This is a genomic window from Streptomyces shenzhenensis, from assembly GCF_021462265.1.
GTDB lineage: Bacteria > Actinomycetota > Actinomycetes > Streptomycetales > Streptomycetaceae > Streptomyces > Streptomyces shenzhenensis.
On record NZ_JAJONF010000055.1, the window covers coordinates 14,906 to 36,118 of the forward strand.

A 21,213-nucleotide genomic window follows, 5' to 3' on the forward strand; every position below is an offset into this window, starting at 1 on the left:
CCGGGAACTCGTAGTCTGCACTCCATGACCGAGGATGCTCCGGAGCTGCGCGCCTCCGACGCCGATCGTGAACGAGTCGCCGAGATCCTCCGGGACGCCCTCGCGGAGGGGCGGCTCGACATGGGGGAGTTCGAGGAGCGGCTGGAGGCGACGTACAAGGCCCGTACCTACGGTGAGCTGGCGCCCATCACGAGGGACCTGCCGGCGGGGGGTGCGCCGCCGGCCGTGTCGTTCAGCAAGGCTCCTGCGGAGAGCGGGAGCTGGGGGAGCCGGATCGTCGGTGGCGAGGGTTCGTCGACGTGGGCGATGGCCGTGATGTCCGGGTTCCAGCGCAAGGGACGCTGGACGGTGCCGAAGCGGTTCACCGGCTTCACCTTCATGGGCGGCGGCGAGATCGACCTGCGCGAGGCGAACTTCGCGGACGGCGAGGTCGAGCTCAACTGCATCGCGATCATGGGCGGGATCAGCGTGGTCGTGCCGCCGGGCGTCGAGGTCGTGATGCGGGGCATCGCCGTCATGGGCGGCTTCGACCACTACGAGGAGGAGACCCTGCCCGACCCGGCCGCCCCCAGGGTGATCGTGACGGGCCTCGCCTTCTGGGGCGGCGTCGAGGTGGAGCACAAGGTCACCAAGGCGGAACGCCGGCGCCTGAAGGAGGAACGCCGCCAGGAGCGGCTGGACGGCGGGTCGGCCCGGCACCAACTGCACGAGGCCCGGCACGAGTGGCGAGAGGCGCGCCGTGAGGAGCGCCGCGAGGAGCGGGAACGGCGCAGGCGCGGCGACCGTTGAGGGCGGCTGGTCTGGTACGGCGGCTGTTGAGGCGCGGCGGCTGCTCAAGCGCGGGGCTGCTGAGTCCCGGCGACTGCTCAAACACTGCGCCCGCGGAGGCGCCGCACCCGCTGCGGCGCCCCGGTGCCGAAGGCGCGGCGGTTGCCGAGCGGCTCGCGTCGGGCGTGCACGCGAACGGGCGGCGTACTCCGACGAGTCGCCGGGGTACGCCGCCCCCGCGCAGCCCGCGCAGCCCGCGCAGCCCGCGCAGCCCGCGCAGCCCGCGCCGTGGAGCGCGCCGTGGGAGCGCAATCTGGGGGCACAGTGGGGCCACCTGCCGGGGACTCAGAGGCTGCGGGCGGTGATGTCGCCCCGGGAGGTGGTGGCGCGGATGTCGAGCTCGGCGGAGCCGTCGTTCTTGAGGGCGTTGCTGACCCGGCCGTGGCCGGTGCCGGCGTCGAGAGCGGCCGAGACGCCGGCGGCGGCGGTCACCGTGATGTCGCCGGACTGGGTGCTCAGCACCACCGTGCCGCGCAGGGCTTCGGCGATCCGGATGTCACCCCGGGCGGTGCTGATCTCCGCGTCGCCGCCCAGCCGGCCGACCTCGACATCGCCGTCGACCGCGGTGAGGCGGAGGCTCGCGGCCTCGTCGATCTTCGTCCGGCGGTACGCGCCGTGGAAGGTGACGTCGCCGAGGCGGCCGACGCCGCGGAACTCGGCGCTGCCGGCCTTGCCCTCGACGCGGGAGCCGGCGGGCAGCTGGACGGTCACCTCGACGGATCCGGAGGGGCCGAAGAGCTGGTTCTTCGACTCCTTCGCGGCGATCCGCAGCACACCGTCGGCGTAGCCGACCTCGATCTGCTCGGCCGCCTTCACGTCGCGGCTCCTGGCGCCGTCGGCGGGCAGGACCTCGACCGTGGTGTCGGTCCGGTCGGCGGCGATGAACCGGATCTGGCCCGCGGGGATGTCGAGGACGGCGGAGACCGGGGCGGGGGTGTCGAACTTCTGCATCGTGCGCTCCTTCGATCCGTTGTTTCTGATGACAGAAACGCTACGTTGCGTTCATGGATGAGGCAACATACGCGTTGCGCTGAAACTGCATTCGTCCAGCTCAGGGCAATGATTTCGTTGCAACGTTCGTGAATCTAACGCAACGACAGCTAATCGGTTCGTTGCAATGGATTGAAGGTGAACGCTATGCTGGCGGCACTGAGGGACCACAGAGGAGGCCGTGATGCCGGGAGGCAGGCTCACCCAGCAGGAGCGTCAGCAGATCGCGGCGGGCCTGGCCGACGGTCTCGCCTACGCGGAGATCGCCCGACGGCTCGACCGCCCCACCTCGACGATCACCCGTGAGGTCATGCGCAACGGCGGACCCGTCGCCTACCGCCCCGAGATCGCCCACCGCGCCACCGAGCACCGGGCCCACCGCCGCCGGCGGACCGCGCCCCGGGAGGCGAGGACGGCGCCGGCGCCCCACGGGCGCGACACCGAGGCCGTACGCGCGTACGAGGAGGCCTTCACCACCGTCTTCATGCAGCAGGGCCTGCCCAAGATGGCGTCCCGGGTGCTGACCTGCCTCTACACCACCGACACGGGAAGCGTGACCGCGTCCGAACTCGTCCAGCGCCTCCAGGTCAGCCCGGCGACCGTGTCCAAGACGGTCGCACTGCTGGAGACCATGGGCCTGGTCCGCCGGGAGCGCGACGAGCGCCGCCGCGAACGCTACGTCGTCGACAACGACGTCTGGTACCAGGGGATGATCGCCAGCGCCCGGTCCCACGCCCAGCTCGCCGAGACCGCACGGCAGGGCGTCGGCGTCCTCGGCCCCGGCACCCCGGCCGCCGTCCGTCTGGAGAACATCGCCCGCTTCGTGGACTTCGTCGGCGAGAGCATGGCCCGCGCCGCCGAACAGGCCCGGGACATCCTCTGGGCGAAACCCGGCCCCGCCCCGCAGGACACCGCCGAGCCCGGCCCGGATCGCTGACCGGCCCGCTTACCGGTCGGCTGACCGGATCGCCGACTGGATCGCTGACCGGACCGCTGACCGGATCTCCGACCCGGCCGGCTGACGGGGCCGCCGGTCCGCCCGCAGAGAGGGCCGCCTGCGGAACATCCCGCCGGAATTTCCCGGACGGACAGCCGGCGGGAACTCTCGTCCGGTCCCGGGAGTAGCTCAGGAAGGGACAATATGTGCGGGATCACCGCGAGGGTGAGACCGGCTGCGAACGGGTGGAGCAGATGGTGGAACGTACGGGAACGGCGGACCGCGACGGCGGTGCGGACGCTCCGGTGACCGGCCGGCCGGCCGCCGCCGGGTCCCCGCCGTCCTACAAGTCCATGAACGCCTTCACACCCGCCGACGAGGAGCGCCAGGCCGGCGTCCGGCGTATGAAGCGCACGGCCACCGGCCTGCTGCTGCTCGTCGCCCTGGTGTACGCGCTGGCCAAGTGGGCGTCCGGCGCGGGCGCCGGCACCTGGGCGGACTACGTGGCCGCGGCCGCCGAGGCCGGCATGGTCGGCGCGCTCGCCGACTGGTTCGCGGTGACGGCGATCTTCCGCCACCCCCTCGGCGTGCCCATCCCGCACACCGCGATCATCCCCCACAAGAAGGACCAGCTCGGCGTCTCCCTGGGCGAGTTCGTCGGAGAGAACTTCCTCTCCCACGACGTCGTACGGCAACGGCTGCGCGCCGTGGGCATCGGCAGCCGGCTCGGTGCCTGGCTGGCGGAGCCCAAGAACGCCGACCGGGTCACCGCCGAGCTGGCGACCGCGCTGCGCGGCGCCCTGGCCGTGCTGCGGGACTCCGACGTCCAGGCGGTGGTCGGGGAGGCGATCACGCGGCGCGCCGACGCCCAGGAGATCGCCCCCGGCATCGGCAAGATGCTGGAACGGGTGGTCGCCGACGGCGGCCACAAGCGGGTCGTGGACCTCGTCGTCAGCCGGGCGCACGACTGGCTGGTGCTGCACGGGGACTCCGTGATGGACGCCGTCCAGGGCGGCGCGCCCGGCTGGACGCCCCGGTTCGTCGACCGGCGGGTCGGCGAGCGCGTCTACAAGGAACTGCTGCGCTTCTGCGCCGAGATGCGCGACATGCCGTCCCACCCGGCCCGCGGCGCCCTCGACCGCTTCCTCTCGGACTTCGCGAACGACCTCCAGTCCGACACCGACACCCGCTCCCGCGTCGAGCGGCTCAAGGGCGAGGTGCTGGGCCGCGGCGAGGTGCAGGACCTGATCGCGTCCGCCTGGACGGCCGTACGATCCATGATCGTCGCGGCGGCCGAGGACGAGCGCAGCGAGCTGCGGCTGCGCGTCCGCGCCTCCCTGATCTCTCTGGGCGCCCGGATGGCCACCGAGCCCAAGGTCCAGGACAAGGTGGACAGCTGGGTCGAGGGCGCGGCCGTGCACGTCGTGACGACGTACCGCACGGAGATCACGTCCCTGATCACCGACACGGTGGCCGGCTGGGACGCCGAGCACACCACCCGGAAGATCGAGGCGCACATCGGCCGCGACCTGCAGTTCATCCGGATCAACGGCACGGTGGTGGGGTCGCTGGCCGGGGTGCTGATCTTCACGGTGTCGCGCGCGCTGGGGGCGTAAGGCGCCCGGAGCCGGGCACACGGCCTTCGATTCCGGTTGTTCTCTCCCGGTCGAGGAGGCGCGATGGGTACGGCTACGGGTGTGGGCGGCGCGGACGGCGTGGGCGGCGCGGGCGGGACAGCCGGCGGCCGGACGATCACCACCCGCATCCCGGCCCGCCTGGACCGGCTCCCCTGGTCCCGCTGGCACTGGACGATCGTCATCGGCCTCGGCACGGTCTGGATCCTGGACGGCCTGGAAGTCACGGTCGTGGGAAACATCGCGAGCCGCCTCTCCGAACCGGGCAGCGGCCTCGCGATCTCCTCCTCCCAGGTCACCGGCACGGCCGCGGCCCTCTACGTGGTCGGCGCCTGCTTCGGCGCCCTCTTCTGGGGCCGCCTGACCGACCGTTACGGCCGCAAGAGACTCTTCATGATCACCCTGGCGGTCTACCTGGCGGCCACCGCTCTGACCTCGATCTCCTTCGCCCCCTGGTGGTTCTTCACCTTCCGTTTCCTGACCGGCTTCGGCATCGGCGGCGAATACGCGGCGATCAACTCGGCGATCGACGAGCTGATCCCGGCGCACCACCGGGGGCGCGTCGACCTGATCATCAACGGCAGCTTCTGGGTGGGCGCGGTCGGCGGCTCGCTCCTGTCGATCGTCGCGCTGAACACGGACTTCCTGGCGAAGGGCGTGGGCTGGCGCCTGACCTTCGCGCTGGGCGTCGTCCTCGGACTGGTCATCCTGCTGGTACGGCGCAACGTCCCGGAGAGCCCGCGCTGGCTGCTGATCCACGGCAGGGAGCGCGAGGCGGAGGAGATCGTCTCCTCGATCGAGAGCCGGGTGGCGGACGAGACCGGCAAGCGGCTGCCCGCGGCCGAGGGCGAGCTGGTGATCCACCAGCGCCGGAGCGTCACGTTCGGTGAGATCGCCCGTACCGTCTTCCAGGACTACCGGCGCCGGGCCGTCCTCGGCTTCTCCCTCTTCATCGGCCAGGCGTTCCTCTACAACGCGATCACCTTCGGCTTCGGCGCGATCCTCACCACGTTCTTCGACGTGCCGACGGGGGACACGGGCTACTACTTCGTGGTCATCGCGGTCGGCAACTTCCTCGGCCCCCTGCTGCTGGGCAAGCTGTTCGACACGGTCGGCCGACGCGTGATGATCTCGTCGACGTACCTCCTGTCGGGCCTGCTCCTCTTCCTCACGGCCCGGCTGTTCGACCGCGGTGTGCTGACGGCCGCAACCCTGACGGCGTGCTGGTGCGCGGTCCTCTTCTTCGCCTCCGCGGGCGCCTCCAGCGCCTACCTGACCGTCTCCGAGATCTTCCCGATGGAGACGAGGGCGATGTCCATCGCGTTCTTCTACGCCCTGGGCACGGCGGCCGGCGGCATCAGCGGGCCGCTCCTGTTCGCCGACCTGACGGGGACGGGCAAGGTGGCCGACACCGTGCTGGCCTTCCAGATCGGGGCGGCCCTGATGTGCGCGGCGGGCCTGGTGGCGGCGGTGTGCGCGGTGAACGCCGAGCGCCGGTCCCTGGAGGACATCGCCCGCCCGCTGACGGCGGCGGCGGAGAGCGGGACGGCGAAGGCGCGGGCGTAGGAAGGCACCCGGCCGACGCCGGCGAACGTGTCTCCGGCCCCCGGCCCCCGGCCCCCGGCTTCGTCTTCCGGCCCCGTTCCCCGCCCAGCCCCGGCGAACGGGGCCTCCACCGACGGCCCCCACTGACTGATTCGCGCGCCCGCTTCTCAGGCGCCCGTCGTCGAACCCGGCCGCACGATCATCAGGACCGTCACGACAGCCCACAGCAGGTTGAACAGCCCGGTGAACATGGCCAGCCGGACGGTGGCCTGCCGGGTGGCACCGTCCGCGCTGCCCCCGCCGCCCTCCACCAGCGCGCTCTGCCGGGGCAGCACCAGCGCGGCCAGCACCGCCGCTGCGAGTGCGGTGAGCGCGATCGACGTGATCAGCCAGGCGCTGCCGAGCACGTGCATGCTGCTCGCCGTGGCGAACCCGAACACCGGGACGACGACGCCTACCACCGCGTACAGCCGGCAGATCCGGTGCAGCAGCTGGAGGGTCTCGGCGGCCCGGACGTCGTCCGGCGCCTCGATGACGCGCCGGGCGGCGGGCGGGAACATGCTGGCGGCGACGGTGACGGGACCGACGGCGACGATCGCGGCGAGGACATGGACGGCGAGGAGGAACTTGGTCACGGCGACGACCGTAGGCGGCCGGGTGATCGCGTAGAAGCGGCGATAGTGCCACGCTTCGACGGATTCTCGCCAGCGGTGCCGGACGACTGCCTGGGAAACGGTTCCATGTTTGGCGGGAACCCGTTGAGCGATTACGTTCCTGCCATGCACACCGTCGCCGTACTCGTCCTGGACCAGGTCATCCCGTCCGACTTCACCGTGCCGATCGACACCTTCGGCTGGGCCCGGCTGCCCGACGGCCGGGACGCCTACCGGGTGCGGGTGTGCGGCCCGGCGGACGAGGTGACCGCGGCGGGCGGCGCGTTCACCGTCAAAGCGCCGTACGGGCTGGACGCGCTGGCCGAGGCGGACACGATCATCGTGCCGGGCGTCGCGGATCCCGCCGCCGCCCTGCCGCCCGAGGTCGCCGACGCCCTGCGCGCGGCGGCGGCGCACGGCACCCGGATCGCGTCGGTCTGCGTCGGGGCGTTCGTCCTCGCGGCCACCGGCCTGCTGGACGGGCTGCGCGCCACCACCCACTGGGCGGCGGCCGACGCCCTGGCCGCCCGGCACCCGGCGATCGAGGTGGACCCGAACGTCCTGTACGTCGACAACGGCCAGTTCCTGACCTCGGCGGGCGCGGCCGCGGCCATGGACATGTGCCTGCACCTGGTCCGCAGGGACTACGGCTCCGCGGTCGCCGCGCACACCGCCCGGATGTCGGTCATGCCGCTGGAACGGGAGGGCGGCCAGGCCCAGTTCATCGTGCACGACCAGCCGCCCGCCCCCGCCGGCGCCACCCTGGAGCCGCTGCTGGCCTGGCTGGAGGACAACTGCGACCGGGACCTGACCCTGGACGAGGTCGCGGACCGGGCCGGCATGAGCACCCGTACCCTCAACCGCCGCTTCCGCGACCAGACCGGCACGACGCCGTTGCAGTGGCTGCACCGGGCGCGGGTACGCAGGGCCCAGCACCTGCTGGAGACCACCGGCCACCCCGTCGAGCGCATCGCGACCCAGGCCGGCTTCGGCTCGCCGACGGCGTTCCGCGAGCGGTTCCGAAGGGTGGTCGGCACGAGTCCGCAGGCATACCGCCGGGCCTTCCGCAGCTCAGACGCTTAGGTCTCTGCTCGGACCTTCGCTGTTTCCACTGGAAAGGCGGCGGCCGGTACGGGTCTGCACAGATCCCGGTCAGGGCTGCCGGCGACAGCTTGACCCAGCCCTGACCGGCGTGCCGGGCGGGGGTACGCCGCGGCCGGGTGGGGATGCGGCGCTCAGGGCTGTCGCGGCGCCGGAGGCGGCCGCATCACCAGGGGAGCACCCCGGCGCGGTCGGTCACCGTTCCGGTGGGCGTGTCAGGCCCCAGAGTGGCGATGCGCACCGCGGCCTCGGCGCCCTCCTCGACGCTCTGCCCGATGCGGCCGGTGAACTCGGTCGCGGTCTGGCCGGGGTCCACCGCGTTGAAGCGGACGTCGGGGATCGTCCTGGCGTACTGCATGGTCAGCATGGTGACCGCGCTCTTCGACGAGCCGTAGGCGGCGAGCGGATACTGCGACTCGACACGCTCCGGGTCCTGGGTCAGCGTGAACGATCCGAGGCCGCTGGTGACGTTGATGACGGACGGCGCGGCCGCCGCACGCAGCAGGGGCAGGAACGCGTGCGTGACGCGCACCAGGCCGAAGACGTTGGTGTCGTAGACGTGGCGTATGTGGCCGGCCGTCATGTCCTCGGGTGGGGTCACCTCGCCGAGGATTCCGGCGTTGTTGACGAGGATGTCCAGGTGGCCGACGTGTGCGCGCAGCGTCTCGGCCGCCGCGTCGACCGATGCGTCGTCGGTCACGTCCATCTGCACGAAGGCGGCGCCGAGCCGGTCGGCGGCCTCGCGGCCCGTTTCGGCGTCCCGGGCTCCGATCCAGACCGTCTGGCCCGCCTGGATCAAGCGGCGCGCGATCTCGTGGCCGAGGCCTCTGTTGCCGCCGGTGATCAGTGTGGTGGTCACTTCTGCTCTCCTTCTGCTGCGTGTGGTCGGTAGGTGTCGTCGGCGCCGGTGCGCTGCCGAGGGCGCTCGGCTTCAGCGGGCGGGGCGGAAGCGGCGCAGCAGGCGGATGCCGTCCTCGACGGAGCCTTCGATGAGTTCGAGCATCTGCGGGACGAGTTCCTGCATGCGCGGCGCGGCGAGGTGGGCGTCGAGGTGGGCGCGGGTCTCCCAGCGTTCGTAGATGACGAACTCGCCGGGCCGGCCCTCGACCTCGTGGGCCTCGTAGTCGATGTTGCCCGGATCGTTGCGCGAGGGGGTGACGGCCGCGGTGATGAACGCCTTGAGGTCGGCCTCCCGGCCCGCCTTCGCCTTGGCGTCCCAGATGACGGTCACGTAGCCGGTGGGTGTTGCGGTCATGGTGAATCCCTTTTCTGTTTCCGTGGTGATGAGCTGTGTGCCGGTGTCGGTAGTGGTGCCGAGCCGGTGTCAGCTGCTGATGAAGTCGAGAAGGTCGGCATTGAGGGTGTCGGCGTTCACGGTGCACATGCCGTGCGACGCGCCCGGGTAGACCTTGAGGTCCGCGTCCTTGAGCAGCGTGACCGCCCGTGCGGCGGAGTCGGCGAGCGGCACGATCTGATCGTCGTCGCCGTGCAGCAGGAGCGTGGGCACGTCGATCGCCTTGAGGTCGTCGGTGAAGTCGGTCTCCGAGAGTGCCCTGATCCCCGCGTGGTGGGCCTGGGCACTGCCGGCCATCCCCTGACGCCACCAGTTCCAGATGACGCCCTGGGACGCGTGGGCGCCCGGTCGGTTGAAGCCGTAGAACGGTCCGGCGGCGAGGTCGAGGTAGAACTGGGAGCGGTCGGTGGCCACGCCCTCGCGGAAGCCGTCGAAGACCTCGGCCGGCAGCCCGTGCGGGTTTGCTTCCGTCTGGACCATGAGCGGCAGGGCCGCCGCGATGAGGACGGCCTTGGCGACCCGGCCGGCACCGTGCCGGACGACGTAGCGGGCGACCTCTCCGGCACCGGCACAGTGGCCGACGTGGACGACGTCGCGCAGGTCGAGGTGGGTCACCACGGCGGCGGCGTCCGCCGCGTAGTGATCCATGTCGTGCCCGTGGCCGACCGGGACGGAGCGCCCGTGCCCGCGACGGTCGTGGGCGATGACGCGGTAACCACGCTGGAGGAGGAACAGCAGCTGGGCGTCCCAGTCGTCCGAACTCAGCGGCCAGCCGTGGTGGAACATGACCGGCCGGCCCGAGCCCCAGTCCTTGTAGAAGATCTCGGCTCCGTCGCCGGTGGTGACGAACGGCATGCTGTGCTCCTCGTGGTCTCGCCCGGATGCCGGGCGGATGCGATGTCCCCACGAGAATGGCCCGGCCACCGTGCCGACAGCCTCCGTCAGCTGGCTGACATCCGGCCGACGGGGTGCTTAGCCCAGGGCCGGGGCAGTGGTGCGGCCCGGGCGCCAGGCCCTCACGGCCGGCCGGCCGACGACTCGGGAGGCGTTGCCTGAAGAGCGTCGCGGAGTTCGGCCCGGGCCGTGATCCCCAGCTTCGGGAACACCCGGTAGAGATGGGAGGAGACGGTCCGCGGTGAGAGGAACAGACGCGACGCGATCTGCGGGTTCGACAGCCCCGCCGCCGCCAGCCGGGCGACCTCCAGCTCCTGCGGGGTGAGTGCCGCACCGGCCTTGCCCCGGCCCGTGCGCGTCATGCCGGTGGCGCGCAGCTCCGCCGCGGCCCGGGTCTGCCACGCGTGGGCGCCGAGCTCCTCGAAGCGACTGTGGGCGGCGGCCAGATGCACCCGGGCCTCGCGGCTGCGTCCCTGACGGCGCAGCCCCTCCCCGTACGCCAGATGCGCCTGGCCGACCTCGAAGGGCCACTGTTCGATGCCGGGCAGAGCGAGCGCCTCCTCGAAGCACCGGGCCATCGCCTCGGGGGGCGATGTCATCGCCGCGACCCTGGCCGTGCTCAGCGCGAACCGCGACGACAGGCGGGCCACCCCGGAGTCGCGCAGCGCGATCGCGTGCCGTCGCGCTTCCGCGTGCCGCCCGGTGCGCACGGCGGCCTCGACGAGGTCCGGTGCGCACCACAGCGCCTCGGGGTTGAAGGGCGGCAGCTCTCCGGGGGCGCAGATCGCCGTGGTGTGCCGGTAGGCCGTCTCGAAGTCGGCGGCGCCCAGCGCGGCCCGGGCCGCCGCCTGGTGGGCGCAGTTCTCCAGCCTCCGCAGGCCCCGTGGTCCCGACCAGCCCCACACCGCCTCGCAGTGGTCACGGCAGGCGTCGAGGTCGCCGCGCTGCGCTGCGGCCATTGCGGCTACATAGTGCCCCACCTGGGCAAACAGGTGATAGCCCGTCTCCTCGCAGAGCGCGATGAGCTCGGCAGCGGCGTCGGCCGAGGGCTGCCACCGGCCGGCGTACAGGTCGTCCAGGGCGACGAAGATCAGGGCCGGCATGCTCGCCCCCACCGCGCCGCCGTCGCGGATGACCCGGGTGACGGCCTCGCGGCAGCCCGGGAGCCGGTCCAGGTAGGAGGCGGTCAGGGCGGTGCGGATGACCACATCGGCGTCACTCTGGTCCTTCAGCCGTGCGATCTCCTCGTCCAGGCGGCGCAGCAGGTCCTCGGGGACGGAGCCGGAGTCGTGGTGGACCCGTGCCAGGGACGCCGCGGCGACGGGCGAGGCTTCGGGAATGCCGGCGAGCAGCTCGGCCAGCGGCTGCCAGTGCTCCGGCCGACCCGAGTACTGACTGGCGAGGGTGAGGGTGAACAACGCGGTCTCCCACTCGCCGCGGAGCGGGCCGGACGGGAGCGGGGCCTGCTCGACCGCCTCCTTCAGCAGCGCGTGAGCCGTGTCGGCGTCCCCGTCCGTGACGAGCACCAGGAAGCCGGCCGCCGCGGCCGCCGCCGGTGACCGGGCCGCCGGGTCGCCCTGCACCTCGCGCATGATCTCGTGGCTGACGTCCAGATGGCCCGCGACCCAGGCGGCGACGTAGGCGGCCTGTGACAGGCGGCGGCTGCGGGCGGCCCGGTCAGGGCTCAGCTCGGCCGCGCGCCGCAGCCTGGTGATCGAGCCGTCGGCGTCGCCGCGCCGCAGGCTGCTGCGGGCCGCCGACTCGATGACGGCGGCGGCCTCCTCGTCGGGCACGGTCGTGGCTCTGGCGAGGTGATCACCGCGGCGTTCGGGCTGGTCGGCCAGCGCCAGGGCCAGCTTGCGGTGGGCGCTGCGCCGCTGCTCGCCGGTGGCGCCGTCGACCACCGCGGACCTGACCAGCGGATGCCGGAAGCGTACGGTGCGGCCGCTCTCCGCGACCTTGACCAGGTGGTCGCGCTCCGCGGGCGCGAGGTGGTCGAGCCCGCCCGTCCCGTCGGCCGCCTCCAGCACGCGGATGTCGCCGGAACCCTCGAGCGCCGCGAGCAGCAGCACCTCGCGCGTCCGCTGGGGCAGCCGCGCGACGCGGGCGGCGTACAGCGCACGGACATCCCGCCCCGGGCCGCTTCCCCACCCCGCTGCGGTGCCCTGCCGGTCGCCGGAGACACTGGTGGAGGCGGCGAACTCGAGCAGTGCCAGCGGGTTTCCCTGTGCATCTCGCGCCACGCCCGACAGGATGCGGCGCGGCAGGTGAGCGAAGCGCCGGGACAACAGCCGCAGGGCATCCGCGTCGGTGAGCGGCGCGATCTCCTGTTCTGCCAGGCCGGTGGGCGGGGCGGGCGCGTCGGCCTCCGTCCGCTGGGCGCCGAGCAGCCCGATGCGATGGCCCACCAGCCGTCGGGCCACGAAACCCACTGCGGACCGGCTCGCGTCGTCGACCACATGCAGGTCATCGACCACCAGGAGCAGCGGCTGTTCCCTCGCCGCCTCGCCGAACAGCGCCAGGGCCGCGTTCAGGACGGCGATCCGGTTCGGCGCGGGACCGGCGCCCAGACCGAGCGCCACGTCGAGGGCCTCTCGCGAGGACCGCGGCAGACGGTCGAGTTCGGGCGCCAGCGCGACGACGAGCTGGTGCAGCCCCGCGAAGCTGATGTCCGTCTCGTACTCGACGCCGCTCCCGCGCACCACCCGCATGCCCTGGGCCGCCGCCAGCTCGGCGGCCGCGTCCAGCAGCGCGGTCTTGCCCACCCCCGGATCCCCGGTGAGCAGAAGGGCGGCTCCGCCCGCCGCGACCGTGTCCAGGAAGGCCGCGAGATCGGCGAACTCACGCTCCCGGCCGACCAGTCCGGTCGGGTCCAAGCCCATGCCTGTCACTGATGTTGCCCGTTCCGCATCCGCTGTGTCCCTCATCCTGCCGTGCGGAGCAGCCGAAACGGCCGGCCTCGCCCATGGCCGGGAAGTATTTCACCGAGGGACGTCAGACGGATCCTTCGGTCGCCTGTACGGCCGGTCTCCAGTGTTCCCGAACCGGTGAGCGAGACGATCACAGGACAGAGATCCCGAGTCGGACGACATCGACGCCGGCACGGAAGACCGCAGCACCAGGGGCCTCCTGCTCGGGCGGATTCGACACCCACGAGCTGTGCGGGAGGCCCCGCTTTCATGCTCGGCCGGCCAGAAGAACACCCGACCGGGCCGACGATCTCGAACTCACGCCCACCAAGATCGATAGAGCAACGGCTTCCAGGCCTCCCCGCTCGGGCGTCCGCTCGGACCTTCGCTCAGGTCTCCGCCAGGCCACCCCGCTCAGGTCTCCGCCACCAAGGCCCCGCCTAGGCTCGCCGATCCGCGACGGCCCAGGACGCCAGCGCCACCGCGCCCGCCACCCCGAAGACCGCCGGCCAGGCGCCCACCTTCTTGGCCAGCGGATGCGACCCCGCGAACGCGGCGAGGTACGCGGCGGACAGCGCCCCCGCGGCCTTCCCGCCCGCCCGCTGCCGCCACTGCTGCGCGGCCGCGGCCCCGGCGACGGCCAGCACGGCCCCGCCCAGCGGCCGCTGCTTAGTCCAGCGTGCGACGCCGTAGCCGCCGACGAGACCGCTCGCCGCGATCACCGAACTGGGAACCCTGGCCATGGCCTTCTCCCTTTCTCCTGCTTTCTCCTGCTCCGTCTCCGGGACCTCCCGAGGCTAGCCGAGGGGCCGACCGGCACCTCGCCCGCCCCTCCCACCGCACCGCACGCATGCCCCACATTGGCCGAATCGGTGCCATGGCCACCGATTTTCGGGGTACCCGGCGTGGCACCGGCGCGTATCGACGCGCCCCCCCGTCCCCGCCCCGGAGTTCCCGGAGACGCCCGGAAGAGGAGTCAGCACGATGACCGTGACGAGCCCGCAGCCGAGAGCCACCATCGCCGCCCCCGCGCCCGCCACCGCGCCCGCCACTTCTCCCTCTCCGGCCCCGAGCCCCCGTAAGGTTCATGCCGTTCATGCCGTTCACGCCGTTCGTACCGGAGGCTGGCAGGAGTTCACCGAAGCCGTGCGGCAGGCGGGCCAGTACCCGACGCGGGCGCGGGCCGAGCAGGTCACCCGCATCGTTCTGTCGGCACTGGGCGACCACGTCACCGGCGACGAACGGCCGGTGCTGACCCAGGCCCTCCCACTGGAGGCGGCCGAGCTGATCGCCGCCCAGATCCCGGCGGCCGCCCCGCTGACCGCCCGCCGGTTCGTCGACTCGGTGGCCGCGCACATCGAGGGCTCGAGCCCCGCCACCGCCCGCTGGGACGTCAGCTCGGTCCTCGGCGTCCTCGCGGAGACGGTCGGCGAGCCCTTGACCACCCGTCTGCTCACCCAGCTCCCGCCCGGTTACGCCCTGTTGTTCGGCCGGGCCGAGCTGGCCCGCTACAACCTGGTCGCCCCGGACTGAGAGCGGGTCACCGGCCGGAGCGGGCCGGCCCCGCCGCCCCGCGATCGCGGCATCGCCGTCTTCCTGAAACCAGCGGCTAGGACCGCCACTTCGGGCTGAGCGCGATGGCGCGGAGCTGCTTCATGGTCAGCGCCGGGGTCGCGCGGGTCGCGGGGGTCATCTGCGACCCGGAGTTGAAGGCGCTGACCACGACCCGGAAGCCGTCCGTGCGCAGGGTGTCGGCGGTCCACATGACGACCCCGTCGCCCCCCTTCTCCCCCGGCCCCTTGTGTTCGGCGACCCGCGTCCCGTCGGCGAGGGTCTCGGACCCGGCCCCGAACAACTGCTTCGCGACGTCGGACATGTCGGGCTGCACGTTGATCTGGACGAGGCTCCTGCCGTGCCCGTCGTCGACGACGACGTAGGTGAACTGGCCGTCGTCGTCGCTCGCGTGCCCCACCACCTTCAGCCCCTTGGGGATCAGCGAGGTGAGGATCTGCCGGGTCCTCCTGCCGTCATCCGGGGCGGCGGGCGGCTCCTGGGTCTGGCGGGGGTCCTCAGGGATGGCGTCGACGACCCCGCGCCACTCCTTCGCCGCCGCCAACGCCTTCAACTGCTCTGTCGACAACGGAGGTTGGTCCCGGCTGATCGGTGCGTCCTTCTCGGCGGCGGCGTTCCACTCGCTGACGGAGACGTGATGGCCGTCCGGGGTGACCAGGTTCGCGGTCCACAGCTTGGTGTCCACGCGCCGGTCGGGATACTCGTAGCCCTTCAGGACGGTGACGACGGAGGCGTCGGGCAGATGGCTGGTGACGCAACTGTCGTAGGGGATGAACACCTTGTCGGGGCACTGGGTGGCCTGCCGGGCCTCGTTCCCGCCGGGCAGTACCCGGTTCACGGCGACGCTGATGGCGGCGGCGCCGTGCCCGTCGTCGTAGACGACCTGCGCGTACGGTGCCACCAGCGGGTCGCTCGCGTCGACGCCCCGCCCCCGCGGCTTGCCGAACTTCCCCTCGGGCAGCAGCTCTTCCAGCGTGTTGATCATCTCGTCCGCGGTGACGCCGCGGGCGGTGGGGGAGAGCACGGGGCGCGGGGTGGTGCGCACGGCGGAGGGGGACTGTCCGGACGACGATCCGCTCCAGGGCACCAGCAGCGCCCCGCCCACACCGGCGAGCGCGACACCGGCGGCGCCGCCCAGCACGGTGGCCCGCCGCCGCAGCCGTCGCCGCCGCCCCCGCACCGTACCGGCGGCGACGAGCGCGCCCCGGTCGGCCTCGAAGGTGTCGCCTGCGGCGTGCAGGGCGGCGGCGAGCCGCACCTCGAAGGCCTGGTCGTTACTGCTGTTGCTGTCGCTGTGCCGCTGCTCCACGGGCATGACGAACCACCGTTTCCACAAGGTTGATGTCAGGAGCGGGCGTACTCGGCGAGATCCTCGCCCAGCAGCTCGCGCAACCGCGCGAGGGCGCGCACGCACCGCGTACGGACGGCAGCCGAGCTCATGTTGAGCGCGTCCGCGGTCTCGTGCACCGACCGGTCCTCCCAGTACCGCAGGACGACGACGGCCCGGTCCTTGGCGGGCAGCCGCGCCAGCGCGTCGAGGAGGGTCAGCCGCAGCGAGGGATCGGCGCCGGTGTCGGCCAGCTCGGGAAACGAGTCCCTGGCCCGCTCCCTGCTGCTGAACCGCCGCCGGTGGGCGAGGAAGGTCCGGCTGAGGACGGTCTGGGCGTACCCCGCGGGGTTCTCGGCACGGGAGACCCGGCCCCAGCGGACGTAGATCCGCCCGAGGGCCTCCTGCACCAGGTCCTCCGCGAGGTGGGTGTCCCCGGCGGTGAGCAGACAGGCGGACCGGTACAGATGCCCGGCCCGTGCCGCGGCGAACTCGACGTAGTCCTCCCCAGCTTTCTGACTCATCCGCAAGCTTCCCCCGTCCCCGGCACTCTGCCGCTCACCTCACTGATGCGGTGGGCCCGGGAAAATGTTTCAGAGGAATCTCAGGATTCTCAGAGGAGGCTCTCACTGGGGCCGGTGCCGGACGGAAGTCGAGAAGCGCTCGCCGGCGGTTTTTATGACGTCCCGTCAGCTTTGGGCGGGCGCCTTCTCACGGTCTTCGGCGGCCTGGAGGGTGCAGGGGGCGCGCCAGGCGAGGTTGGTGATGTTGACGAGGCGGTCGGCGGACAGGGCGAGGCTGAGCAGGCTCAGCAGGAGGTCGAGCGCTGTCTGCGATCCGTCGAGGGTGACGGTCACCCGTCCGCCGTCGGGATGGAGGCGGATGAGGGCGGACTCCGGGCGCAGGCGTTCGATCAGCGGGCGGGTGAGGTGGACGTCGGCGGTGGCGGGGCCGTGATGGTGGAGGATTTCGCGGTAGTGGGTGCGCGCCGCCCAGCCGATGCCGCAGGCCGCCGGGGCGATGAAGAGGTCCGGGAAGTGGGCAAGGGCTGCGCGCAGCCGGGTGTCGTCCATGGTCAGATCTCCGGGCGGGTGGACCGGTCGCTGGAGCGGGTGGCGGCGATGGCGAGGACGGCGGCGGGCGGGGCGAGGTGCAGGGCGAGGGTGACGGCGGGGACGCCGACGGCGGTGCCCAGGCCTCGGGCCACGTTGACCATGCCTCCGCCGGTGCCGGCGTCCCCGATCTCGTGGCCCGGTGGCCGGTGCCCGCCGAGTCCTGGCCGTTCGTTGACGCGGCGCGCAGGCACCTTGTTCTCGAGGCGGCCGCCGTGGCCGAGGACCCGTCGACGGAACTACCCGCGATCCTGCTGTCCGCACTGATCACCCGCGTCGAGCCCCCGCATTACGAGGCGCGCTCGGCGAACCCGACGTTCCAGTTGTTCCGCTCGAGCGTCGAGGCGTATTTCCGGACCCACCACGACGCCGGCTACTACGCGGCTGCGCTCGGGTTCGCCCCGCGCACCCTGACCCGGGCAGTGCAGCAGGTCACCGGGCGTACCGCGAAGGCGTACATCGTGGAACGGATCGTGCTCGAGGCGAAGCGCCTGCTGGCCCACGAACGCGTCACCGCGGCGCGGTGTGCGAGCGAACTCGGGTTCCCGGACCCGTCGAACTTCTCGCTCTTCTTCCTGAACGCGACGGGCCTGCGCCCAGGCGCCTGGCAGGCGGCGACGATCCTCGACTGACCCGCCGACGCTCGCCTCCCGCTCGGCTACCTGCCGGCCGGCGCAACGGGTTCGGCGGCGGTCTCGACGACGTGTTCGACGACGGTCTCGACGAGCCCGGTCTCCAGTCGCAGCACGTATCCCGACACAGACGCGAGGACCTCGCTGGTCATCAGCGGGTCGGCGAGGAGCTTCTCGACGTCGCGCCGCACGGTCGCGGCCGGGTCCGTGACCGCGCGCTCGGCGAGCACGTCGTCGCCGCCTCCGGTGCGATCTGCGAAAGAGCGGCGGAACGCCGGGTCGGCGAGCAGGCCGGTGCCGCACTGCGTGTGATGCACGATCGCGACGTCCATCCTGACCCCGAGCCGCACCGCCAGATACGCGATGTCCTCGGTCACCCGGCCGTCCACCCGTCCGCCCGTGTTCCGCAGCACTCCCGCGTCCCCGGTTCCGATCCCGAGGAAGCCTGCGGGCTCGACTCGCGGATCGGCACAGACCAGCACCAGCGGCAGCCGCTCCGGCATCGATGTGGGCATCGCCAACCGGGCGAGGTCGACGTTCGCCGCGAAAACCTGGTTGCGCTTCAAGAACTCGTCGAAGTCCGACACGATTCCTCCATGTGGTGTATCTGCAACATTGACTGCATCGGCTACGCTACATACGAGGAGGTGCATATGCAACACCAAGGATCGGAAGAACCGAAGCGGCAAGCCCTGTGGATGGCGGACCGGTGTCTCGGCAGGCGCATCGCGCGGCTGCACCGGCTCGTCTCGCGGCGCTTCGAGGCGGAGTTGCGGGAGTCGGGACTCACCCTGCCGCAGGTCGAAGTGCTCTCCGAGATGACCGCTTCCGGTGAGCCCGCCCGCCCGTCGGAGATCGCCGGCTGGCTCGGCATCGAGCGCTCCACGATCAGCCGCAACCTTGACCTGCTCGCCCAACTCGGCTACGTCCGCGCTGCAGAGACGTCGGCAACCGGGCGAACGACCCGTGTCGTCGTGACCGACGCCGGCCACCAGGCACTGGCGGACGCCCAGCCCGCCTGGGAACGGGCGCAGGCATGGATCAGCGGCGCGGTCGACGAGGACGCCGTCGACGCACTCGACCGCTGGCTCACCGCCCTCGAACTCGCCCCACGGCCCCGCTGACCACGAACGTCCGCCCCGGGAGGCTACGGCGACCACGGCGCCCGCCCACTCGCCGAGGACGGCGCCGCGTTCGGGCCGTCCGGCAGAGCCCGTGGCTGGAGCGGCACGTCGGCGCGATGCGCCCCTGCGGCGTGCAGGGCCGGGACGGCTACAGCCGTGCGGTGAACTTCCCGTCGCGGCGCTTGTGCAGCCAGCCGCGGTCCGCGAGCTTGACCAGTTTCGCCCGCAGCGGCTCCGGCTTCTCGCGCACCTCCACCTGAAGGCCCAGCTCTTCGCCCACCGCCCGCACCTGCATCGGACCGCTGGCGGCTCGCACGATCGCCAGGATCCGGCGGTAGTCGTCGGACAGCGCGGTCTCGTCAACGCTGTCGCTGCGGTGCGGGACCAGCAGCATCGCGCGCCCGCCGACCCTGCGCTGACGCCGGAGTGACGGCAGCCCGTTCCCCAGCTGTCCGCTCGCTCATCCGCGTCAGGACCCGCTCGGCGACTGCGAGTTCGTCCCGCTCGGCCAACACCTCGTCCAACTGCTTGACCAGGTGTTCTTCCGGCTCGTCCAATTCCGCGCGGCGCGCGGTGATCCGTTCCGGTACCTCGGGGTCCACCATGCCCGGGAGCGTAGGAGCATCGCAGGCTGGAACGGGTCAGAGCCCACGAAGACCCCCCTGCCCGACGATCTACACGGCAGACTGCCGCGCGTGACCAGCACGAGCACCGGAGCGCGGAAGCACGCCAGGCCCGTGACCTGCCACTTCACGATGCACACCACTCACTGGAGCGAGTCGAGCCAGCGGCGGAGACGGGCGCCTTCACGAGTCATGACGTCCGGGTCGCGCAGCGCGTGGGCCATCAGCGACATGCCCTGGTAACCGGCGACGAGGGTGAGGGCCAGGTCGTCGGGGTTGTCCGGGCCGTTCGGGCCGTCCGGGCCATCCGGGCCGGACAGTGCCATCTCACGGAACTGACGTGCGGCCCAGTCCAGCAGCCGCCGGATCACGGCGCCGGCTTCCGTGTCGAGGGTCCCGTCGGCGCGCTTGCCGAGTTCGGCGGCCAGGGTGCCGGTGGGACAGCCGTACCGGGCGGCGACGTCACGCTGCTCGACCCACGCCTCGACCAGCGCCTTGAGCCGGTCGCGCGGGTCGGGCAACCGGTCGAGGCGGCCGGTGAGTTCGTCGAGGTACGCGGTGTGCTCGGAGAGGGCGGCCTGGACCAGCTCGTCCTTGGTCTTGAAGTAGTAGTAGACGTTCCCGACCGGGACGTCGGCCTCCCGCGCGATGTCGGCGAGGGTGGTGCGCTCGACGCCCTGCTCGTGCAGGACCTTGGCGGCAGCCGCCATCAGCCGCTGCCGCTTCTGCGAGGCCCGTGCCCGCCGATCCACTGAGTTGGTCACCCAACTGACTATAGACAGCGGTTGGGTTGTCCGTGCTAGCGTCTGCGTCGACCAGTAAGTCAGTCAACTAACTAACTAGCTGCCCAACGGGAGACGGCAATGATCACGGTGACGGGTGCGACCGGCAACATCGGCCGGACGCTGGTGGACCTGCTGGCCGAGGCGGGCGAGGAGGTGGTGGCGGTGTCCCGGAATCCCCAGGACCACCGGAACCCTCGGAACCCCGGGGACTACGGGGACCCCGGGCATCCCCGGCAGACGTCGTCCGGCGTCCCCGGCGTCCCCGGCGTCCGGTGGGCCGAGGCCCATGTCGGGGACGCGGCGAGCATGCGGGAGCCGCTGACCGGCGCCCGGGCCCTGTTCATCGTCCTGGGAGGCGAACTCAACGCCTTCGGCGAGCACCCGAAGCTCCTGCTCCGGGCGGCCGCGGACGCCGGCGTCGAACGGGTCGTCCTGGTCTCCTCCCAGGTCAGCGCGACCCGCCCGGAGGCACCCTCACACGCCCGCCTGCGCGAGTACGAGGCGGCGGTACGCGCCTCGGGCCTCGACTTCACGATCCTGCGGCCCGGCGGCTTCGCGTCGAACGCCTTCGCGTGGGCCGAGACGATCCGCGCCAAGCGCACGGTCCTCGCCCCGTTCGCCGACGTGGCCCTCCCGGTCGTCGACCCGGCGGACATCGCGGCGGTGGCGGCGCGGGCGCTCCGCGAGGACGGCCACGGGGGCCGCGTGTACGAACTGACCGGCCCGGAACCGATCAGCCCGCGTCAGCAGACGGCGGTGATCTCCGCGGCCCTGGGCGAGGAGGTGACACTCGTGGAACTCCCCCGCGAGGAGGCCCACGCGGCCATGTCCCGCGTCATGCCGGAGGAGGCGGTCACGGGCACCCTGGACGTCCTGGGCGCACCGCTCCCCGCGGAGCTGAGGGTCAGCCCTGACGTGGAGACCGTACTGGGGCGCCCGGCGGGCGCCTTCGGGGGATGGGTGGGGCGCAACCTGCGGGCGTTCCGGTAGCGGGTAGCCGGTATGGGGCGGCCGGGGCGGCCGGGGCGGCCGGGGCGAGCCGGGGTGGCCGGGGCGTACGGGGCGTACGGGGTTTCATGTGCTCGGGCCATCCGCCCGCTTCAGGACCGTCGAAACGGCCGGCCGGCGAACTCACCCGTCCCCGTCCCGTGCTGGCGTAGAGCGACACTCAGGCGTGCCGAACAACTCCAAGGGTCGTCACGCCTTGTGACGGGTTGCCGGGTCTTCTCTTTCGGATCACTCTCACGGGCGTG

General features: G+C 72.3%; 23 protein-coding genes and 1 pseudogene. 9 read left to right on the forward strand and 15 right to left on the reverse strand.

Translation table 11 applies throughout. The annotated features are described in order from the left end of the window. Window positions 1-24: 24 nt before the first annotated feature. Window positions 25-789 (forward strand): DUF1707 SHOCT-like domain-containing protein, encoded by a 765-nt coding sequence (locus LQ326_RS40925; protein ID WP_234544149.1) that lies wholly within the window; start codon window positions 25-27, stop codon window positions 787-789. A gap of 324 nt (window positions 790-1,113) precedes the next feature. On the opposite strand, the gene LQ326_RS40930 is transcribed toward LQ326_RS40925, so the two are convergent. Beyond that, window positions 1,114-1,779, reverse strand: coding sequence for a DUF4097 family beta strand repeat-containing protein (locus LQ326_RS40930; RefSeq protein ID WP_234544150.1), 666 nt, complete (start codon window positions 1,777-1,779; stop codon window positions 1,114-1,116). 223 nt (window positions 1,780-2,002) lie between these two features. Between LQ326_RS40930 and LQ326_RS40935 the strand changes: the two genes are divergently transcribed. From LQ326_RS40935 to LQ326_RS40945, 3 genes are all read left to right on the forward strand, one after another. Continuing rightward, window positions 2,003-2,755 carry a helix-turn-helix domain-containing protein gene (locus tag LQ326_RS40935; protein WP_234544151.1) on the forward strand — a complete coding sequence of 251 codons (753 nt, stop codon included), beginning with the start codon at window positions 2,003-2,005 and terminating at the stop codon, window positions 2,753-2,755. A gap of 353 nt (window positions 2,756-3,108) precedes the next feature. Continuing rightward, entirely contained in the window at window positions 3,109-4,371 is a 1,263-nt protein-coding gene (locus tag LQ326_RS40940) for a DUF445 domain-containing protein (protein WP_234544196.1), read from the forward strand. A 63-nt stretch (window positions 4,372-4,434) separates the two neighbouring features. Next, window positions 4,435-5,955, forward strand: coding sequence for an MFS transporter (locus LQ326_RS40945; RefSeq protein ID WP_234544152.1), 1,521 nt, complete (start codon window positions 4,435-4,437; stop codon window positions 5,953-5,955). Window positions 5,956-6,101: 146 nt separating this feature from the next. Here LQ326_RS40945 and LQ326_RS40950 read toward each other — a convergent pair whose 3' ends face one another. Next, complete coding sequence (locus tag LQ326_RS40950) at window positions 6,102-6,569, reverse strand: hypothetical protein (RefSeq protein ID WP_234544153.1); 468 nt, start codon at window positions 6,567-6,569, stop codon at window positions 6,102-6,104. A 144-nt stretch (window positions 6,570-6,713) separates the two neighbouring features. Between LQ326_RS40950 and LQ326_RS40955 the strand changes: the two genes are divergently transcribed. Further along, window positions 6,714-7,670, forward strand: coding sequence for a GlxA family transcriptional regulator (locus LQ326_RS40955; RefSeq protein ID WP_234544154.1), 957 nt, complete (start codon window positions 6,714-6,716; stop codon window positions 7,668-7,670). Window positions 7,671-7,854: 184 nt separating this feature from the next. Here LQ326_RS40955 and LQ326_RS40960 read toward each other — a convergent pair whose 3' ends face one another. From LQ326_RS40960 to LQ326_RS40980, 5 genes are all read right to left on the reverse strand, one after another. Next, the gene (locus LQ326_RS40960; RefSeq protein ID WP_234544155.1) at window positions 7,855-8,547 is read right to left on the reverse strand and encodes an SDR family NAD(P)-dependent oxidoreductase; all 693 of its coding nucleotides are present in this window, start codon (window positions 8,545-8,547) and stop codon (window positions 7,855-7,857) included. 72 nt (window positions 8,548-8,619) lie between these two features. Further along, window positions 8,620-8,943, reverse strand: coding sequence for a putative quinol monooxygenase (locus LQ326_RS40965; RefSeq protein WP_234544156.1), 324 nt, complete (start codon window positions 8,941-8,943; stop codon window positions 8,620-8,622). Window positions 8,944-9,012: 69 nt separating this feature from the next. Next, entirely contained in the window at window positions 9,013-9,837 is an 825-nt protein-coding gene (locus LQ326_RS40970) for an alpha/beta fold hydrolase (RefSeq protein WP_234544157.1), read from the reverse strand. 161 nt (window positions 9,838-9,998) lie between these two features. Further along, window positions 9,999-12,758: a helix-turn-helix transcriptional regulator gene (locus LQ326_RS40975; protein WP_234544158.1), complete on the reverse strand. Its 2,760-nt coding sequence runs from the start codon at window positions 12,756-12,758 to the stop codon at window positions 9,999-10,001. 467 nt (window positions 12,759-13,225) lie between these two features. Further along, a complete protein-coding gene (locus tag LQ326_RS40980; protein ID WP_234544159.1) occupies window positions 13,226-13,528 on the reverse strand; it encodes a hypothetical protein in 303 nt (100 codons plus the stop codon). A gap of 241 nt (window positions 13,529-13,769) precedes the next feature. On the opposite strand from LQ326_RS40980, the gene LQ326_RS40985 reads away from it, so the two are divergent. Then, on the forward strand, window positions 13,770-14,318 hold the full coding sequence (locus LQ326_RS40985; protein WP_234544160.1) for a DUF2267 domain-containing protein: 549 nt from the start codon (window positions 13,770-13,772) through the stop codon (window positions 14,316-14,318). A gap of 76 nt (window positions 14,319-14,394) precedes the next feature. Here LQ326_RS40985 and LQ326_RS40990 read toward each other — a convergent pair whose 3' ends face one another. From LQ326_RS40990 to LQ326_RS41005, 4 genes are all read right to left on the reverse strand, one after another. Beyond that, window positions 14,395-15,672, reverse strand: a complete 1,278-nt coding sequence (locus LQ326_RS40990; RefSeq protein WP_234544161.1) for a hypothetical protein — start codon at window positions 15,670-15,672, stop codon at window positions 14,395-14,397. 29 nt (window positions 15,673-15,701) lie between these two features. Continuing rightward, entirely contained in the window at window positions 15,702-16,208 is a 507-nt protein-coding gene (locus tag LQ326_RS40995; RefSeq protein ID WP_234544162.1) for a SigE family RNA polymerase sigma factor, read from the reverse strand. Window positions 16,209-16,373: 165 nt separating this feature from the next. Beyond that, window positions 16,374-16,757: a luciferase domain-containing protein gene (locus LQ326_RS41000; RefSeq protein ID WP_234544163.1), complete on the reverse strand. Its 384-nt coding sequence runs from the start codon at window positions 16,755-16,757 to the stop codon at window positions 16,374-16,376. Between the two features lie 2 nt (window positions 16,758-16,759). Continuing rightward, a complete protein-coding gene (locus tag LQ326_RS41005) occupies window positions 16,760-16,900 on the reverse strand; it encodes a hypothetical protein (protein WP_234544199.1) in 141 nt (46 codons plus the stop codon). A gap of 21 nt (window positions 16,901-16,921) precedes the next feature. On the opposite strand from LQ326_RS41005, the pseudogene LQ326_RS41010 reads away from it, so the two are divergent. Further along, window positions 16,922-17,428, forward strand: a pseudogene (locus LQ326_RS41010) (helix-turn-helix domain-containing protein); the annotation flags it as partial. 26 nt (window positions 17,429-17,454) lie between these two features. Here the strand turns inward: LQ326_RS41010 and LQ326_RS41015 are convergent. After that, window positions 17,455-18,015 carry a carbonic anhydrase gene (locus LQ326_RS41015; protein WP_234544164.1) on the reverse strand — a complete coding sequence of 187 codons (561 nt, stop codon included), beginning with the start codon at window positions 18,013-18,015 and terminating at the stop codon, window positions 17,455-17,457. Window positions 18,016-18,081: 66 nt separating this feature from the next. Between LQ326_RS41015 and LQ326_RS41020 the strand changes: the two genes are divergently transcribed. Continuing rightward, window positions 18,082-18,552, forward strand: a complete 471-nt coding sequence (locus tag LQ326_RS41020) for a MarR family winged helix-turn-helix transcriptional regulator (protein ID WP_234544165.1) — start codon at window positions 18,082-18,084, stop codon at window positions 18,550-18,552. Between the two features lie 148 nt (window positions 18,553-18,700). Here the strand turns inward: LQ326_RS41020 and LQ326_RS41025 are convergent, their stop codons facing one another. The 3 genes from LQ326_RS41025 to LQ326_RS41035 form a co-directional block, all read right to left on the reverse strand. Further along, entirely contained in the window at window positions 18,701-18,946 is a 246-nt protein-coding gene (locus LQ326_RS41025; protein ID WP_234544166.1) for a hypothetical protein, read from the reverse strand. Continuing rightward, a complete protein-coding gene (locus tag LQ326_RS41030) occupies window positions 18,912-19,157 on the reverse strand; it encodes a hypothetical protein (protein WP_234544167.1) in 246 nt (81 codons plus the stop codon). The genes LQ326_RS41025 and LQ326_RS41030 overlap by 35 nt, the downstream gene beginning before the upstream one ends. A 161-nt stretch (window positions 19,158-19,318) precedes the next feature. Beyond that, window positions 19,319-19,939: a TetR/AcrR family transcriptional regulator gene (locus tag LQ326_RS41035; protein ID WP_234544168.1), complete on the reverse strand. Its 621-nt coding sequence runs from the start codon at window positions 19,937-19,939 to the stop codon at window positions 19,319-19,321. Between the two features lie 99 nt (window positions 19,940-20,038). Here LQ326_RS41035 and LQ326_RS41040 point away from each other — a divergent pair, with 99 nt between their 5' ends. Further along, window positions 20,039-20,950, forward strand: a complete 912-nt coding sequence (locus LQ326_RS41040; protein ID WP_234544169.1) for an SDR family oxidoreductase — start codon at window positions 20,039-20,041, stop codon at window positions 20,948-20,950. Window positions 20,951-21,213: the final 263 nt, after the last annotated feature.

Bases quoted from the DNA above. Each gene is read 5' to 3' on its own strand.
- LQ326_RS41005 (WP_234544199.1), bottom strand. From the start codon at position 16,900: ATGGTCAACGTGGCCCGAGGCCTGGGCACCGCCGTCGGCGTCCCCGCC.
- LQ326_RS40985 (WP_234544160.1), top strand. From the start codon at position 13,770: ATGACCGTGACGAGCCCGCAGCCGAGAGCCACCATCGCCGCCCCCGCG.
- LQ326_RS40970 (WP_234544157.1), bottom strand. From the start codon at position 9,837: ATGCCGTTCGTCACCACCGGCGACGGAGCCGAGATCTTCTACAAGGAC.
- LQ326_RS41000 (WP_234544163.1), bottom strand. From the start codon at position 16,757: ATGGACGACACCCGGCTGCGCGCAGCCCTTGCCCACTTCCCGGACCTC.
- LQ326_RS40965 (WP_234544156.1), bottom strand. From the start codon at position 8,943: ATGACCGCAACACCCACCGGCTACGTGACCGTCATCTGGGACGCCAAG.
- LQ326_RS40935 (WP_234544151.1), top strand. From the start codon at position 2,003: ATGCCGGGAGGCAGGCTCACCCAGCAGGAGCGTCAGCAGATCGCGGCG.
- LQ326_RS40930 (WP_234544150.1), bottom strand. From the start codon at position 1,779: ATGCAGAAGTTCGACACCCCCGCCCCGGTCTCCGCCGTCCTCGACATC.
- LQ326_RS40990 (WP_234544161.1), bottom strand. From the start codon at position 15,672: ATGCCCGTGGAGCAGCGGCACAGCGACAGCAACAGCAGTAACGACCAG.
- LQ326_RS41025 (WP_234544166.1), bottom strand. From the start codon at position 18,946: ATGCTGCTGGTCCCGCACCGCAGCGACAGCGTTGACGAGACCGCGCTG.
- LQ326_RS41040 (WP_234544169.1), top strand. From the start codon at position 20,039: ATGATCACGGTGACGGGTGCGACCGGCAACATCGGCCGGACGCTGGTG.
- LQ326_RS40945 (WP_234544152.1), top strand. From the start codon at position 4,435: ATGGGTACGGCTACGGGTGTGGGCGGCGCGGACGGCGTGGGCGGCGCG.
- LQ326_RS41030 (WP_234544167.1), bottom strand. From the start codon at position 19,157: ATGGTGGACCCCGAGGTACCGGAACGGATCACCGCGCGCCGCGCGGAA.
- LQ326_RS40975 (WP_234544158.1), bottom strand. From the start codon at position 12,758: ATGGGCTTGGACCCGACCGGACTGGTCGGCCGGGAGCGTGAGTTCGCC.
- LQ326_RS40955 (WP_234544154.1), top strand. From the start codon at position 6,714: ATGCACACCGTCGCCGTACTCGTCCTGGACCAGGTCATCCCGTCCGAC.
- LQ326_RS40995 (WP_234544162.1), bottom strand. From the start codon at position 16,208: ATGAGTCAGAAAGCTGGGGAGGACTACGTCGAGTTCGCCGCGGCACGG.
- LQ326_RS40980 (WP_234544159.1), bottom strand. From the start codon at position 13,528: ATGGCCAGGGTTCCCAGTTCGGTGATCGCGGCGAGCGGTCTCGTCGGC.
- LQ326_RS41020 (WP_234544165.1), top strand. From the start codon at position 18,082: ATGCAACACCAAGGATCGGAAGAACCGAAGCGGCAAGCCCTGTGGATG.
- LQ326_RS40940 (WP_234544196.1), top strand. From the start codon at position 3,109: ATGAACGCCTTCACACCCGCCGACGAGGAGCGCCAGGCCGGCGTCCGG.
- LQ326_RS40925 (WP_234544149.1), top strand. From the start codon at position 25: ATGACCGAGGATGCTCCGGAGCTGCGCGCCTCCGACGCCGATCGTGAA.